The following is a 16,338-nucleotide window of genomic DNA, read 5'->3' on the forward strand; positions in this document are numbered from 1 at the left end:
GTATGGATCAACACTCACATCATAACGCACAGAAAAAAACCATACAATAATATAATTGTATGGCGAACAATATTAAGTAAAACCGTTTAGCAAACGCCTAAGGATGATCAATCCTTGCTCAAGCTCTTCAAGCGTCTCGGGCGCACAGACAGAAACTCTTACTGCCCGCTCCGGATAACTGTTTCCAACTACAAAACGTTCAGCCGCATACACCTGTACCCCCTGTTGTGCAGCTAACGCTTCAAATTCAGCACCTGTAATCTTGCCTGGTAATAGCAGCCAACGGAAGATGCCTGTTTCAACACCTAAACACATATAGTCAGCCAAATATCGATTTACAACTTGGTTTCTGCGAATGGTTTGTTTCCGATGACCCTCAATTATGGCTTCAAATTGATTAGACACAATCATACGTGCCGCCAGTTCTGCGAGTAACGGGGAAACGGATACATTTAAATTATAAAGCGCCTTTGAAATGGGCTCCTTAAACTGATTCGGCACTGCTACATAGGCTAGTCGTAATCCCGGTGCCATTGATTTCGATAAACTCGCAATGTAGATGACCTGTTCCGGTGCGAATGATGCGATTGCTGGAAGTGGCTTTTTATTGAGGAGATGATACGACGCATCTTCAATAATGAACTGATTATACTTCTTGGCAATTGCTGCAATCGCTTTTCGATTCTCGACAGACATAAGGCAGGCTGTCGGATTATGATAATCCGGGATCAAGTACACCCCTTTAATATTGTCATTTTTACACGCATATTCTAAAGCTGCCGGACTCATTTCATAGTGCTCTGATTTTATGGGGACCACATGCACACTAAGCATCGCCGCAACAGTTTTTAATCCTGGGTAGGTATGATGATCGACACCAATGCGATCCCCAGGCTTACAAAGACTCGCCAGTATGGCAGCAATCGCATTTTGACCCCCATTGGCAAATAAAATGTGATCAACCGTTGTTTCAAACCCGCCTCTTCGGATCAGCTTTATAGCTGCGTCTTTTTGCCAAAGGCTTTCGCCTGCTCGACCGTAACCAAACCATTTTTCATAATCTGCCTCTTGCAGCATGCTTTTCAGTTGGAGTTGCAGTGGCTCGTAAGAAGCATTATCCGGTATTGTGGCTCCCATTTCAATTAAATGCTTCGGCTTTGTATCTTCAAGTAAATACGCATTCGACAACGCATCATACGATACAAATGTCCCGCTTCCGACAGATGCACTCAACAAGCCCTTTAACTCACACATTTTAAACGCTTTTGAAATGGTACTCAAATTCAAATCTAAATAATCGGCCAGTTCTCGCTGTGGTGGAAGTTTCGTACCGGGCAACAAAACTCCGTTTAAAATATCCTGTTGCAATTGAGCCGCGAGTGCTCGATAAATAGGTTTTTTGGTTTTATCAATCGATGGCTTCCAGCTCATCGGATAGTTTTCAAAAGAATTAATCGGCATGATACGCATCCTTTTCATATTGCTATACAAATTGAACAAGATATAGTTTAGTAATAAAGCTGCATCTTAAATTATAACCTTCGGGCCTTCTATACACCATCCTGTGTGTCCCGTGCTTGCCAAACGGGCGAGTGGGTTTCTTAACCTCACCTCTTTACAAAGCAATCGGATGTCCCTTATCATAGTTTACATAAAGTAATCATTTACTTAGTGTAAACTATATAAGGAGGTTCTTTATGTCCCGCTTTTCGGCCTCAAGCGGATATCCGCTTTTCATCTTGATGTTTAACTTATTCATCGCCCTGTTGGGGCAAGGGATGGTCATACCGATCCTTCCGGATTATCTGAAACAGTTTGACGCCGCAGGTACGGCAGCCGGCTATCTTGTCGCCGCTTTCGGGGCTGCCCAGTTTTTATTTTCCCCGATCGGGGGTCAGCTTTCCGACAAATTCGGCCGTAAAAAAATGATTATGTCCGGTCTGTTTTTGACCGTTCTCTCCGACTATATGTTCGCCGTATCACACAGCTTGTCATTTTTATATGCGGCCCGTTTTATCGGGGGAATCGGACTCGGTCTTATGGTACCGTCCGTTATGGCTTATGTAGCCGATCGGACAACTGCGGAGACGAGAGCCAAGGGGATGGGGTATTTGAGCGCTTCGATGAATCTCGGGATGGTCCTGGGACCGGGACTCGGGGGAATCATCGCGGAGTTCGGCATCCGGGTACCCTATTTTTTTGCCGCGGGGTTGGGACTTGCAGCGACGCTTCTCACATGGCTGCTCCCGGAAACCCAGACGCGGGAGATTAGAGCAGCCGAAAGATCACGTTCGCAGCGCGAACCGTTAAGACAGCAACTGCTGAACTCGTTCCGAACTCCTTATTTTCGATACCTGCTGCTCATTCTGGTCATGACCTTTGGGCTAGCCAATTATGAAACGGTTTACGCTTTGTTTGTAGAGCAAAAATATGCCTTCGACGCTCGGGAAATTTCCGTTATCATTACATTGGGAGCGATTGTTGGCGTGGTCGTACAGGTGTGGCTGCTCGACCGGATCGTTCGACGATTCGGCGAAATCCGGGTCATTCGCTGCTCTTTGATCCTGTCGGCTTGCGCCCTCTTGTTGATGTTGATTCGGGTCAATTTGGGCTACCTTTTGGCGGTGTCCGCCCTGTTTTTTGCCTTCAACGCCTTTCTCCGGCCGACGGTCAGCACGCTGATCGCCAACATGGCCGAAGGGCGGCAGGGGTATGCTTCCGGACTAAATACGACCTACACCAGCTTGGGAAACATTGTCGGCCCGATTTTTGCGGGGGCTCTGTTTGATATTCAACTCAATATGCCCTATATTATAGGGGCGTTCATTCTTCTGGGAGCCTTTGGTTTAACTATAGAAAGGAAAAAGCGAAATGAAGGACGAATCGTTAACGATGGCGGAGTCTTGGCACCGAAATCTGAAAAATAAGCACCGGGAGGCTTTAATCGCGGCAGGGAAGAATCTTTTTATGAAAAAAAGCTTCCTTCACGTGAATATCAAAGAGGTGTGCGAATTGGCGGGCGTTAGCCGGGTCACCTTTTACAAACACTTCCTCTCCCTGGACGAATTGATTTTTGAGGTGCAAATGGACGTGCTGGAGAACATGACCGATTATTTGAACGGAATAGGAATCGAGGCCCGCGACGGGAAGGCGAGGCTACGGCTCATTCTCGAAGCTTGGATAGACTACGCCCGGCAGCATTCCGATTATCTGAAATACATCCTGCTATTCGATCTCTACTACGAGGCCTATGATTCGGATCACGAACTGAAACGCCGCTATGAACAATTTATCCTTACAAAAAAAGAGCGGCATTTCCTCACCGAGACCCTCGAAGCGGGGATCAGGGATGGCTCGTTGAAACCAGAACTCCCTCCCTTAGAAACGGGACAGTTTATATTTACGGCGATGATGGGGCTCCTCCGGAAAATTAGCCTCGTTCCGGCAACGGTTACAGAGGAGGAGAAAGATGACCCGATTCCACAGCGTTTCGTGGATATGATTCTGCAGTATTTGGCCGACGACCCTTCGCAATAATTAGAGAGAATAGGGCGACTCTAGTGATTCTATGGCTTACATAAATAAGAGACAGCAGCCAAGCCAAGGCCTACGCCGATTAGTCATTTTAAAGCGATCCATTGAAAAACCGACCTTCCGGTTCGCCGGAAAGGCCGGTTTTTTCTTTAATCGTACCAAGTGCAATTGCTCGATTTAACGATTTTGGCCATAGAAAATCAAGCGGCAACCTGCCTGCGCAGTTCCAAAATAAAGGTGCTGCCCGCCTGCGAGCTGCTGTCCAGCCTGAGTTCGCCGCCTTGGGCGCGGGCCAGCAGACGGCTGTAGGTCAAGCCGAGACCCAGGCCGCGCACCTTGCGCTTCTTGGCCTCACCACGGTAGAAGCGTTCAAAGATATGCGGCTGTTCGTCCTCCGCAATGCCGCTTCCGTTGTCACTCACCGCGATATCGATATATCCCTCATGGGAGATGAGCGAGATACGGATCAGGAGCGGTCGCTTGTCGGATGCCGCCTGCAGCGCATTATTCAGCAGATTCACCACGATTTGCTGAATCCGCAAGGCGTCCCCGCCCGTGAGCAGCTCCTCCTCCGGAGCCTCCACGGTGATGATGATGTTCTCGTTCTCATGGAACAAATTCCACTGGTAGGCGATTTCCTCAACGAGTACTTTCACATCCAGCGAATCGTTCCGTACCTCCAGACTGCCTGAAGACAGGGCATTATAATTAAGCAGGTCGGCCACCATCACTTCCATGCGCTCCGATTCCTTCAGTGCGATATCGAGGAACTCTTCAGCCTCCTCCGGATTGACCACCCCTTCACGCACCGCCAAAAGCAGGCCTTTAATCGAGGTAACGGGGGTTTTCAGCTCGTGGGACACTCCGGCTAGCGACAAGGCCCGCCATTCTTCCAACTGCTTAAGGCGGTGGGCCATGTCTTTGAAGGAGCCAACCAGATCCTGAAGCTCCCGTTCCGGGGTGGCGATATCCAGATCGACATCATAGGACCCCGCCGCAATCTGCCTGGCGCTCCGCGCCACGCGGCGAATCGGATGGGACAGCTTGCGGGATAAAGAATAGATCGTAATCCAGCCGCATAAGATGAGCGTTAAAAGCAATACGGCGACTAAGATAATTTCATTCGGACTATAGGTCAGCGAGCGTTTGGATTGTAGCAGGGTGACCTGACCTTGCTGCTGTTTCCCGTTCATAATCGGCGTCGTGACGGCCAAAAACCGATCATCACGGGCCTGCGACAGATCGTCGGTAAGTTTGTGTTTGAGCTGTTGACCGCTGATTTTGGGTTTGGAAAATACGAGTTCTCCTTTTTTATCGGTAATAATCAGGCAGAGCTCATCCTTGTCCAGATTGAAATAGACAAACCGACTCTTCAGCAGTTGCTCAAAATTCGGCGGAATGACGAGTTCGTCCGTGGAAGAGGTAACCCGTTCCGAAATTTCCTGCCCGAGCAGGCCCGTCGTCTTCAGGCGGTTGTCCATGGCCGTTTCCCGAATCCAGTACACGGCAGCGAGCGCGATAATCGCCAGTCCAAGGCATAGAATGACGAAATACCGGACCGTCCAATACCACAACATGGAGGTTTGTTTGCGTTTCACTCCTTGATCCATAACTGATACCCCATTCCCCGCAGCGTACGGATTTCCCCTTCTTCCAGCGACCAATGCGACAGCGCCTGACGCAGACGTTTAATGGACAGGTCGACCGCCCGGTCGCTGCCGTCATAATCGATTCCCCAAACCTGTTCGATGAGCTGTTCACGCGTAAAAGTCCGGTTGGGCCATCCCGCCAAAAACAGCAGCAGCGCCAGTTCACGGGGATTCAAAGCAACCTCGGCACCGTTGACCAATACCTGCTTGGCGGCGAGATCGATCAGCAGGTTCCCGTAAATCCGTTTGCTGCTGCCGTCATGCCAGTGGGGAGGCCTGCGGAGCACGGCGTTGATGCGGGCGATGACTTCGTCGGGAACGAAGGGTTTGATCATATAGTCGTCAGCCCCGCCGTTCAGCCCCGCCAGCCTGTCGGAGATCCCGTCGCGGGCCGTCAACATGATGACCGGGCAGGCGCTCGTTTTGCGGATTTCCCCCAGCAAGTCCATCCCGTCCCCATCCGGGAGCATCAGGTCAAGCAGAACAAGATCCGGGGACTCGCTCTCAAATTGTATGATCGCATCCCGGCCGTTTGCCGCCCGGATCGGACGGTGTCCGGCTTTTTTGATATAAGCGGCGAGAACGCGGGAAATGGCTTCCTCGTCCTCGATAATTAATATCGTTTTCACGAAGTTCTCCTCTTTCGGCAGATCGCTTTTTCTAAATCTTTATCATATCCGCGGCACAGCTGCAAGCCTTTCCCCCGCCTTAGAGTAAAAAATAGAAAGTTTTTCAGAAAAAGAGACTTTGACATCATCTCGACATATTCGAATGATAGATTAACTGTAAATGAGATAGGAGGTAACCCGAGAAATGAACAAAAAAACTAGAAACTGGATGATAACGGGAGCGGCCGTGGTCCTGCTGGCCGGCGCCGGCGGTTATGCATTTATGGATAATTACCTGGGAAATCGTGTGGAGATCACTGAGGCTATTCCGGCAAGCGCCGCGGCGGCAAATGGGGGGAGTGCTGTTCAAGCCATTGTAAACGGCGAGCAGTTAAACGGCGACTGGAAAATTGCCGAGCCTTCCAAAGTTTATTTCTCCGTAACCACCTCAAGGGAAACCGTCAACTTTGAGAACGCGGCGGTTAGCGGCAACTGGACCATTCAATTGGATCAACCCGAAAAGATGAAGGCCGAGGGAATCGTGGAGATGAGCAAAGTCAGCTCGGGGAACGCCCAGCGGGACGGGCATATTCAGAATGAGGAGTTTTTTAATATGCCTGAGCATCCGCAGGCCAAATTTGTCGCTTCCTCTTTTGAAGGGCTGCCTGCGGAATGGAAGGAAGGAACGGTTTACGACTTCAATATGCCGGGGGTTTTGACCGTAAAAGGGGTCGATAAGGAGGTTACCTTTAAGGCACAGGCGCTCTATCAGAACAAACAGGTGAGACTGTCGGGCGTCACGACCGTGACTTTTGCCGACTTCGGCATGAAGAATCCACACTCCGTCGTCCTGGAAACGGAGAACGACATTTCGGTTCGTCTCGAACTGGTGCTCGAACGCTAAGGGAATCAATCATACGGTGATAAAATAAGGCAGGGATGAATCCGAGGAGGTTCATCCCTGTTTTTTTTCAAAATGCGGAATTAAATGAGAGCAATAGCCAAGAGCGTAAACAGGCTGAGCGTGAGGATATCGTTTCCGTACCAGCCGGCTCCTCCATAAGGCCCGGGACCGAACCCCGGGTAAAAAGCGGACGTTTGAACAGGCCCCCCGCGTTCGGGACGTATATAGACATTTTGGGGATCCACATCGACGATCGTTCCTACAACATGTCGTCTGTCTGTCGTCAGAATCCGCACCTTGCGGTTTTTCAAGCGCAAACAGTTATAATAGGCTTCCACTTGGGCATTCCTCCTCCTTTTTTATAAACTATGTGCGGTTTGATCGTATGGACACGGCGTTTGCCGGAAGGGGAAATGGGTTCAAAAGGGAAAATGTGCTCTTATATCAAATTTTATTGATTCGGGTATCGGTTTATGGGTTTTTTTAGAGATTTTTTCGACAAAAACGGGTATGGAAATAATGAGGCGTTCAGGAGAGAGGACGACAACAGGGAGGAGATATCATGGCAAAATTGGTGGCCGCGATTACACACACAAGGCAGGATGCGGCAATGGTGATCGAGGAGTTGAAACGGGCCGGCATCAAAAAAGGACGGATTTCCGTAGCGGCAAGAACGGAAGAGGAACTGGGCATCATCAGCAGGGATACCGGATTACCCAAGCCCAAACGAGGGGATGGAAATCACGCGCTGTTTCATCCGCTGCTTGAAGTTGCCGCCATATTGGAAGAGAAGCCGGTCAACGTGGCCGTGATCGGGCCAGCCTCCTATTTGCTCGCCGGAGCGGAGATCGGACAGGGAAGCGATGACTTTGTCGTCGGATTGAGGGGAGCGGGAATTCCTTTGGAGGATGCGCGGGAAATGGAGCGCAGTCTGTTAAAAGGCGGGTTTGTCTTGTTTATAGAATGTGAAGAAGGGCAGAGCGAGTTTATCGAGCGGCTTCTGGCCGAAAGGGACGAACTTGTGCTTTTTCCGGCCGAGGCTTTAAATTAAATTAATCTGATTTTCAGGTTTCCGTAAGGTTTGTTTAAGGAAGGGTTGTTATATTAATTGTACTCCCTCTTTTTAATTGATATAGATGAAACAAAGAAACCATCCCAGCCAGAGGGATGGTTTCTTCTTGTTATTGTAATCGGAAGGCTATTTCAAATCCTCGATCGATTTCACATCGACATAGGACGGGACGACCAGGCCGGTTTTTACGCCGGTCATGTTAGGGCCGAGGTCTTCCAGCTTGTCGCCGAATTCCGCCCAGTAATCGGCATGCGTGAGCGGAAGCCAAGCAGCTGCGGAAGCGTCGACGTCTCCGCTCGCCACGCCTGTCCACATCGGGCCCGCTTCGACCTGAAGCGCGGTGACGTCATAGCCGAGCTTGCTCTCCATGATATATTCCAGCAGATGCGTGCTGGCGATTTCCGAATCCCAAGCGACATAACTCAGCTTGAATTTGTCGCCGCTGACCGGCTGCAAATCCTTCGTCCAGGCGTCCACGCGGTCGCTGTGGCTGTCCGCCCAAGCTTTGGCGGCTTCCGCTGGGTCCGAGCCGTCCTGGATGGCCGTCATGATTTCGCCCATCTCATCGGAACTCCACTCAAACCGGTCCAGAAATTCGTAGGCGACCGGATGGTCTTCTTTCAATCCTTTACGTACGATCGTATGAATCTCTTCCGCTTCGCCATACGCCTTTTTAGGGTCTTCCAGGTATTTCAGATCATACTTGGAAAACATCCAGTGCGGCGTCCAGCCGGTGATGATGATCGGCTCTTGTTTTTTTACGGCTTTGTCGAGCATGGCCGTCATCGCGGCCCCCGAACCTTCAATTAAGTTCCAGTCCTTCAGTTCATATTGCTCCAGCGCGTCGGCGGTTGCCTTCATAATGCCGGCCCCCGGATCGATGCCGATAATTTCATGTTTCACTTGCGCACCGATGGAGCCGGTTGCCGCGCCCGCGCCGGATTTGCCGTCACCGCCGCCGGAGGCGGAGTTGGAACCGCAAGCGGTCAACGCCAGCATACCGACGAGGCCTGCCATTACCCATAGCTTCTTCGTTTTCTTCATCCTTTATCCTCTCCTTTTGCTCGATTTAAAAAGATTCTGTGTAAACCGGTCCAGCACAATCGCCAGTACGACTACAGCCAGGCCGGCCTCGAAGCCTTGCCCGATCTTCAGCTGGGTGACGGCCCGGTACACCGTTGCACCGATCCCTTGTGCCCCGATCATGGAAGCGATGACGACCATCGACAGGGACAGCATAATCGTCTGGTTCACCCCGGCCATCATGGTCGGCATCGCCAGCGGCAGTTCCACCTGAACAAGCTTTTGCCAGGAGGTCGAGCCAAAGGCATCCGCCGCCTCGGACAGTTCGCCGGAAACCTGCTTGATTCCAAGGTAAGTCAGACGAATCGTCGGCGGAATCGCAAAGATGACGGAGGCGATAACCCCCGGTACGACGCCGAGACTGAAGAAAGTGACCGCCGGCAGCAGGTATACGAACGCAGGCATGGTTTGCATGAAATCAAGCAAAGGGGAAATGATGCGGTGCGCCATTTTACTGTAGGCGCTCCAGATCCCGATGGGAATCCCGAAGACGATCGAGATAAGTCCCGACGTAATAACCAGTCCCAACGTATTCATCGTTTCCTGCCAATACCCGAGATTTACGATCAGCAGGAAGCCGATTACCGTAAACAGCGTCAACCTCCATTTGCCGATCAAAAATGCCAGTACGCCGAGGATAGCGATAAACAGAAGCGGATGGGGGAGCAGGAACAACCCCGAGAAAAAGCCTACGATTCCCTCAATAACACCCGAAATACCGTCGAACAAGCCGCCGAGATGATCGGCCATCCAGTCGACCAACATTTCAATCCAATCCGCGAGCGGCAGTTTAGGCATGTTCATGTCCGCTCACCTCCTTATTTTCGACTTCACCGGCGAGCGCGCCGAGCACGGCACCGCGGACAATGACACCGAGAAGCCGGTCCTGGCCATCCACAACCGCGAGGGGAACCTTCGCGGAGCTCGTGACCTCAAACAGTTCGTTGAGCAGGGTATCCGGCGAAACCCGAGGTCCGTCCTTGATCAAAATGTCGCTCAATGTCCCGCCGGCCTTATGAATTTGCGAAGCGTCCTCCGCCGTAATAACCCCGAGCAGACGTTTGGCCCGGTCGATGACGAACAGGTTGGAAATCCCCCGTTCCCGCATCAGTTGCAGCGCAACCCGCGGACCGCGGTCCAGTGTGACGGTCTCGGGACGGCGCATGACATGCGAGGCGGTCAGCACCTTGGACAGGTCGACATCCTCGATAAAGCGTTCGACATAACGGTCGGCCGGTTGCGTCAGCATTTCCTCCGGCGTCCCGATCTGAACAAGCTCCCCGTCCTTCATCAAGGCGATGCGGTCGCCGATGCGCAGCGCTTCGTCAAGATCATGCGTGATGAAGACGATTGTTTTTTTCATTTTTTCCTGCAGCTCAAGCAGTTCATCCTGCATATCGCGCCGGATTAACGGGTCGAGAGCGCTGAACGCCTCATCCATCAGCAGAATTTCGGGATCATTGGCCAAGGCGCGCGCCAGGCCGACCCGCTGCTGCATCCCGCCGCTAAGCTGATCCGGCATGACGCTTTCCCAGCTTTGAAGCCCTACGAGTTCCAGGGCACGAAGCGCTTTTTCGCGGCGTTCCGCCTTCGGTACCTTTTGGACCTTCAGCCCGTATTCGACATTTTCCAGTACGGTCCGGTGCGGAAACAGCCCGAACTTTTGAAACACCATGCTGATCGTTTTACGGCGCACTTCCCGCAGCTGCGCTTTGTTCATTTTTCTTAAATCCTTGTCATGAACCAGTACCTCACCGGAAGTCGGCTCGATCAGCCGGTTTAACATACGAACCAGTGTAGACTTGCCGCTGCCGGAGAGGCCCATGATAACAAAAATCTCGCCTTCTTGAATGCTCAGACTTACGCGGTTCACCCCGACCATGATACTTTTCTCCTTGGCTAACCGCTCTTTGGTATAGCCTTTCTTGAGCAGCTCGACACCTTGATCGGCTCCGGGTCCGAACAGCTTGGTTAATTGGTTGACTTTCAGAATTTCTTTAACCATACATTCACCCCTTTTGTGGACGATACTTCATTTCTCTATAGCATCACGACTTGAACTATCGGTGCCGTGACGATCATGTAACCTAGTTTAGCAAAATGGCAAGCTTTTAATCAAAGCTCAAAACCGTACGTAAAGAACGTACAGAAAAAACTGAACAAAAGGTTTCTTCCGTATCCTCCGTATTCCTCCCAAATGCTGTGCAGTCCGATTCTTTACTTTTGAACTTCCTTTTCTTAAGATAGAATAAGCATTCGTGCGCTTGAATTTATCAAGCCGCGGTTTACGCGGAACTCCGAGAATTCACTCGTAATAAATTCAATTCATATCAATTTTCAGATGAAACGCATAGCAAAATGAATGGAGGTCGCACACATGAGCTTGGACCAGCTCACAACGGAACAACAAGCCGAGTTACAAAAAGTGCGTAAACGTGTTATAGAAGCGATTGGACGAAATATGGACTTATATGGAATCTCTCTGTCAACGGGCCATTTGTACGGGCTGCTTTTTTTTGCCGACAAACCGATGACGCTGGATGAGATGGGGATGGAGATGAAAATGAGCAAGACGAGCATGAGTACGGGCGTACGTACGCTGCTCGACTTGAAAATGGTGAATAAAGTTTGGGAGAAGGGGTCGCGCAAAGACCTGTATGAGGTGGAATACGATTGGTATCAGACCTTTACCGACTTTTTTGCAATTAAATGGAGAAAAGCGGTGGAAACGAATCTCCTCGTACTGAAAAGGGCCATGGATGAAATCCAAAGATCCTTGTCCGCGGAAAACGGTCCGGAGGAACCTTTCCGTTCGATTCTGGAACAGGACCGGCAGAGGATGGGGGAGGCCGTTAAATATTACGAATGGCTGGACAGGCTGATCGATGTGATGGAGAGCGGCGAAATTTACAAGCTGGTCCCCAAGGATATGTAGAAAAAGAGGGCGTCCCGAGTCTTTTTGACGGGGGACGCCCTCTTTTTGCGCAGCTCTCGTGGCATTAGCGGCCTATTTGGGCGCTACTTTCGCCTGATTCGGCTTTGGGGGAAAATAGCGGCCAAAAAGGCACTGAAGCTGCATCAAACCTGACAGGATGCTGCTTATTTTGAAACTTGTCGCCTCGGTGTGGAGTTGGATCCGGCGCGAAGACGAAAATTACGCTAACGGTTGCCACAGCCGTTATTTGCCCTGAAAACGCCGACGTCCCATTCTAACGGCCGCCACGGCGCTTATTTTCGTATAAACAGGCTGTTTGGGCGAGAATCCAGGGAAATAACGGCGCTCACGACCGCTAGATTTTCGAAAGGACTACTTTTCGTTAAATAGCGGCTGCTACAGCCGTTAGACTTGCATTAACCCGAGGGGGCTAATGGCTGTAAAAGCCTCCCTTTGAAGCCGGGCGGGTGGATAAGGGCCTTGTGCGGTCAAAAAGGGCCATATTGTCCTGCCTTGGGCCCCAGAATCAGGATTAGCCCGCTTTTCCCAACAATAGGACCCCAAAAAGCCGCTATCTCACACCGCTTAGCCGAATTCGACAAAATAGCGCCGCATAACGCCCTTATGTACCTGCACGCAGGAGAATTTCCAGTTCTTATTTGGCCGCCAGCGCCCCCGGCAGCCCTGACTTCAATATGCTCCGATGTCGTCGAGCATCACACGGCCCGGGCCGCCGGTCAGGCGAAAAGTAAGCCGCCGGATGCCCGAGCCGGGGTCGAACTCCGCGTTCGCGGCGGTAAAAGCGGCGATCGGCAGCCGATACGTCTGGAAGACGGCTTCGATCGGATCTTTATATTTTCCTTCGGACAGGTGCCGGTCGAGCCAGGGATGAAGCGTGTAGCTCGTTTCGGGCAAGCGCGGCAGCGGCATGAACGCGGACAGCGGGACGCGGGCCGTTTCCCCGTTGCCGGACTCCAGCTCCACTTCGATGTCAAGCTCTTCCCGGGGCGATCGATCTTCCTTCATATCGAGCTCGTAGCTCCGGTTCGACAAAGAAAACGACAACATTTCGATCGGCCCGTTCTCTGGGGAAGGGGCGGATTCTTCCCAGTTCAAGCTGTAAGCCGGTACCTGCGCTTGAGGATGAGCGCCTGCCGTTCGTTCCAGGACGATGCCCCGCGTTCCTTTGCCGGAATTGCCCCGGTTTTTGGCTTCTTCCTCCTTCCAGAGGAGGTTCGTTCCTCTGGCGGTTCCGCCGTCCGGAATCGTCATCCGGTTGGCGTCCTCGTCAAATCGGGCCCAGGTTACCATTTCCCCGCCTTCATAACGGTTAAAATAGGACGTCTCCGGTAGCCAGGAGAGTCCGGTCCGGTAATCGATGAACAAGGGCAGATAATCCTCGTTCTCCCGCAGCGTGCTCTCTAAAAATGCGGAAATGTACACCTTCGCGATGGTCCGCTGTTCCTCCGCAGTCAGCATCCCGCGCCGACTAAGAAGAATGCCTTTGGGATAACTGACATCGCGTCCGCCCCACCCGGTATTGAATTGACTGTGGTTCGCATCGGCGATGTACAGCGAAGCTTTGAAGGCATTTCCACTCCCCGGGAAGCTTGTGCGGACGTACTGCCGCTCGCCGTCAAAGTCCGTGACGTCGCCGTCACGGGCCCCTTGCAGCGTCAAGTAACTAACATCGGCCAGTCTGGCGTACAGGTCGTCGACTTTTTTATCTGTGGGGGCGATCGCGGCCACAGCGCGAATGTGGTAGCGGTCCATTCCCACCAGTGTGGTGTCCTTGCTAAACCACCGTTCATCATCGGCGGCCATCGCCGCGGCCTGGCCGCCCCGGGAGTGGCCGATCAAGGCGATCCGCTCAAAGTCCAACTTGCCGGATAACGGCGTGTCCGCCCGGTCGGCAAACCGGCCGATCTGCTGGAGATGCTTCAGCAGCAGCCAGGCCCGGGCTTTCATATCATTTTCCGGAATTCCGCTCCAGACGGAATAATTGAGAAAGTTTTCGTCGACAGAGACGGCGACGTATCCCCGGCTGGCCAGCAGGTTCCCGAGGTAGGCATAGCCGTCGTCGGAGTAGTCCTCCATCAGGTGGTTACCGTGAACGATCAGCACCAGCGGGAAAGGTCCCTCGCCCTCCGGCATCCATATCCGGCCGTTGAGCGGAAGCGCGCCCGTATCGAAGCCCCAATACAGTGTGCGTAGACGTAACCACTTCTCGAGATAGGCGGAGGCGTCGACGGAATCCGAAATCAGGCCGACGTCTTTCCCGTATTCCGGCTGCCAAATGTCCCGCCCGCTCCCATACGTAAACGTGTCCACGGAATATACGCCGGGCTTGGAAGGGTCGGCCACGGTGAGCGGCGGCGTGCCGGAATCGGCTTGAACCTCGGCCATCCCGGCCGGGACGGCACCCCGATCCGGCGGCCAGACGGCGGCCGAGAGGCAGGCCAACGCCATTAGGCCGGCGATGGCCGCCTTCAGGCGGAGCGGGGCCCTGCCTGCGGCAAACCAGCCGACGAGCAGTCCGACCAGGGCTCCCGCTACGGTCAGGATGACGGATATGACGGCCGGGATGGCGAAGGCCTGCTCTTCCTGATAGAAGATTAAGAAGATCGCGGTTAAATCGAACAGCAGGGCGCCTGCAAAGAGGCGGGGGACCGGCAGGCCGGTCAAGGCGAGCAAAAAGGCGGCGAAGTGAGCCGTCAGGAACAGGGCCGCCGTGCCCGCAGCGGCGAAGCTCAAGGTGTCGACCGCGGCGCCCAGCCCGGTCGGCATGCCCAGCGCCGCCAAGGCAAACGCGAACATGCCGGCTCCCCAAGGGCCGGCCAAGCTCATGCGCCAGAAGGCGGTGTCATACCGGTAGGTCTGGCGGATACGTTCGCGTAAGGTCTGGCGGAGCGGCCTTTTGGGCGGCCGTACGACAAGTTCGGTCTGCGCTTGAAGTTCCATAGTTTCCCCCGGTTTTTAGATCAAGTGTTGGATCGGCGTTTGGTATCGTTATTGTGCTCTGCAATAATTGTAACACGCCATACCACGGCAACAAACAGGAGAATACCGGAGGACTCAGGAACGCGAGCTTCGCTTGAAGAGCCCGAAGGAGCAGAGCACCAGCGCGGCCATTACCGCTAGGCAAACCCCGATGCTGATGCGGTTTTGGGCATCGAACAGAAAAATAACGGCAATGACCGCTAAGCAGACGACCGCAATCCAGGTGATGAACGGGTAGCCCCAGACTTTGAAGGCCGGCTCCGCGGGATAGCTTTTACGCATTTTCCATTGCGCGAGCAAAATCGTGATCCACACCAACAAGACCACGAAGCCGGGAACGGCCATCAGGAGCCGGAACAGGTTCTCCTGGGCGGCATAGGCGATCATGGCGCCTATAATCAGAACGATACCGCTGAGCTTCAAGCTGTTTACGGGCACCCCTCTGGCGGACAGACGCCCTAAGCCTTGCGGAGCTTCCCCGCTTGCCGCCATCGAATGGAGCATCCGCGTCGCTCCGTAAATGCCGGAATTGGCCGCGGACAAGACGGCGGTAATCAGAATAAAATTCATCAGATGGGCGGCGCCCTTAAATCCGGCGGAGGTAAGCACCTGAACGAACGGGCTCGTTTGTTCGCTAAGCGTGTTCCACGGAATGAGACCGCAAATAATCAGGATGGGCAGCGTATAGAACAATACGACTCTTAAAATAAAACTCTTCACCACCTTCGGCAGCACTTTCTCGGCCTGTTGGGTTTCCGACAAGGTGAGCCCGATCAGTTCGGAGCCGCCATAGGAGAACATGACGACAAGCAGGGCCGAGAAGATCGCCGTCCATCCGTTCGGAAAGAATCCCCCATGCGCGGTGAAATTGTAAAGCCCCGGCGTTTCCGCCCCGGGCAAAACGCCGAATAAAATACAGCCCCCCAGCACGATAAAAACAAGAATCATGGCAATTTTGATGCCCGCGAGCCAAAACTCGAATTCCCCCAGCCCGCCGACACTCATCAAATTGACGGCAAGAATCAGCACGGCGCAGCCCAGACTAAGCAGCCAGAGCGGAATCTCCGGCAGCCAGAACTGCAGGAAGCTTCCGGCTGCGATGACCTCGATGACGCAGACGGTAAGCCACATAAAACAATAGAGCCAGCCGATGATAAAGGAAATTCGTTCGCCGAAGGCAAGCCGGATGAAATCTTTCATATTAAGCCCGGGGTAAACCGTGGCCATTTCGGCGATCGCTCCCATGACGACCAGCAGCAGCAGCCCCGCCAAGGCATAGGAGATGACAACCCCGGGACCCGCGACGCTGACGGTCTCGGCACTCCCTTTGAAGATGCCGGTACCGATGACGCCGCCCATCGCCATAAAACTGATATGCCGCGGGCGTAATTTTTTCTGTAAAGGAGAAGATTGCGAATTCACAAATGATAGCCTCCCGACGTGGATGATAGAAAATAATATTACAACAATTTGGGGTGTGTGGAAATGAATAATCATTACATTGATATGTATCATTTTTAGTTGATCTCTCAGATAGTCTTCCCGTCCATTCC

13 protein-coding genes and 1 pseudogene are annotated in these 16,338 nt (G+C 52.7%); 5 read left to right on the top strand and 9 right to left on the bottom strand.

Features of this window, described 5'->3' with window-relative positions; genetic code table 11:
* Window positions 1-72: 72 nt before the first annotated feature.
* Window positions 73-1,461 (bottom strand): aminotransferase-like domain-containing protein, encoded by a 1,389-nt coding sequence (locus V4U88_RS12755; protein WP_334073641.1) that lies wholly within the window; start codon window positions 1,459-1,461, stop codon window positions 73-75.
* Between the two features lie 236 nt (window positions 1,462-1,697).
* Between V4U88_RS12755 and V4U88_RS12760 the strand changes: the two genes are divergently transcribed.
* Both V4U88_RS12760 and V4U88_RS12765 read left to right on the top strand, forming a co-directional pair.
* On the top strand, window positions 1,698-2,927 hold the full coding sequence (locus tag V4U88_RS12760; protein WP_334073642.1) for an MFS transporter: 1,230 nt from the start codon (window positions 1,698-1,700) through the stop codon (window positions 2,925-2,927).
* Window positions 2,893-3,537, top strand: a complete 645-nt coding sequence (locus tag V4U88_RS12765) for a TetR/AcrR family transcriptional regulator (RefSeq protein WP_334073968.1) — start codon at window positions 2,893-2,895, stop codon at window positions 3,535-3,537. The genes V4U88_RS12760 and V4U88_RS12765 overlap by 35 nt, the downstream gene beginning before the upstream one ends.
* Before the next feature lie 197 nt (window positions 3,538-3,734).
* Here the strand turns inward: V4U88_RS12765 and V4U88_RS12770 are convergent, their stop codons facing one another.
* Together V4U88_RS12770 and V4U88_RS12775 are read right to left on the bottom strand one after the other, a co-directional pair.
* The gene (locus tag V4U88_RS12770) at window positions 3,735-5,144 is read right to left on the bottom strand and encodes a sensor histidine kinase (protein ID WP_334073643.1); all 1,410 of its coding nucleotides are present in this window, start codon (window positions 5,142-5,144) and stop codon (window positions 3,735-3,737) included.
* Window positions 5,129-5,812, bottom strand: a complete 684-nt coding sequence (locus V4U88_RS12775) for a response regulator transcription factor (protein WP_334073644.1) — start codon at window positions 5,810-5,812, stop codon at window positions 5,129-5,131. Before V4U88_RS12775 ends, V4U88_RS12770 begins: the two co-directional genes overlap by 16 nt.
* Before the next feature lie 184 nt (window positions 5,813-5,996).
* Between V4U88_RS12775 and V4U88_RS12780 the strand changes: the two genes are divergently transcribed.
* Window positions 5,997-6,695, top strand: a complete 699-nt coding sequence (locus tag V4U88_RS12780) for a YceI family protein (RefSeq protein WP_334073645.1) — start codon at window positions 5,997-5,999, stop codon at window positions 6,693-6,695.
* A gap of 80 nt (window positions 6,696-6,775) precedes the next feature.
* Here V4U88_RS12780 and V4U88_RS12785 read toward each other — a convergent pair whose 3' ends face one another.
* Window positions 6,776-7,033, bottom strand: coding sequence for a hypothetical protein (locus tag V4U88_RS12785; RefSeq protein ID WP_334073646.1), 258 nt, complete (start codon window positions 7,031-7,033; stop codon window positions 6,776-6,778).
* Window positions 7,034-7,257: 224 nt separating this feature from the next.
* On the opposite strand from V4U88_RS12785, the gene V4U88_RS12790 reads away from it, so the two are divergent.
* On the top strand, window positions 7,258-7,746 hold the full coding sequence (locus V4U88_RS12790; protein ID WP_334073647.1) for a hypothetical protein: 489 nt from the start codon (window positions 7,258-7,260) through the stop codon (window positions 7,744-7,746).
* Between the two features lie 147 nt (window positions 7,747-7,893).
* On the opposite strand, the gene V4U88_RS12795 is transcribed toward V4U88_RS12790, so the two are convergent.
* The 3 genes and pseudogenes from V4U88_RS12795 to V4U88_RS12805 form a co-directional block, all read right to left on the bottom strand.
* Entirely contained in the window at window positions 7,894-8,811 is a 918-nt protein-coding gene (locus V4U88_RS12795) for a glycine betaine ABC transporter substrate-binding protein (RefSeq protein WP_334073648.1), read from the bottom strand.
* A gap of 14 nt (window positions 8,812-8,825) precedes the next feature.
* Window positions 8,826-9,648 (bottom strand): annotated as a pseudogene (locus V4U88_RS12800) (ABC transporter permease); the annotation flags it as partial.
* The gene (locus tag V4U88_RS12805; RefSeq protein ID WP_334073650.1) at window positions 9,641-10,855 is read right to left on the bottom strand and encodes a quaternary amine ABC transporter ATP-binding protein; all 1,215 of its coding nucleotides are present in this window, start codon (window positions 10,853-10,855) and stop codon (window positions 9,641-9,643) included. The gene V4U88_RS12805 and the pseudogene V4U88_RS12800, both read right to left, overlap by 8 nt.
* A gap of 372 nt (window positions 10,856-11,227) precedes the next feature.
* Here V4U88_RS12805 and V4U88_RS12810 point away from each other — a divergent pair, with 372 nt between their 5' ends.
* Window positions 11,228-11,785 carry a GbsR/MarR family transcriptional regulator gene (locus tag V4U88_RS12810; RefSeq protein WP_334073651.1) on the top strand — a complete coding sequence of 186 codons (558 nt, stop codon included), beginning with the start codon at window positions 11,228-11,230 and terminating at the stop codon, window positions 11,783-11,785.
* A gap of 690 nt (window positions 11,786-12,475) precedes the next feature.
* Here V4U88_RS12810 and V4U88_RS12815 read toward each other — a convergent pair.
* Both V4U88_RS12815 and V4U88_RS12820 read right to left on the bottom strand, forming a co-directional pair.
* Window positions 12,476-14,746 (bottom strand): poly(ethylene terephthalate) hydrolase family protein, encoded by a 2,271-nt coding sequence (locus V4U88_RS12815; RefSeq protein ID WP_334073652.1) that lies wholly within the window; start codon window positions 14,744-14,746, stop codon window positions 12,476-12,478.
* Between the two features lie 114 nt (window positions 14,747-14,860).
* Window positions 14,861-16,207, bottom strand: coding sequence for an amino acid permease (locus V4U88_RS12820; protein WP_334073653.1), 1,347 nt, complete (start codon window positions 16,205-16,207; stop codon window positions 14,861-14,863).
* Between the last annotated feature and the right edge of the window lie 131 nt (window positions 16,208-16,338).

Source organism: Paenibacillus sp. A14 (genome assembly GCF_036864815.1).
Lineage (GTDB): Bacteria > Bacillota > Bacilli > Paenibacillales > Paenibacillaceae > Fontibacillus > Fontibacillus sanfengchensis.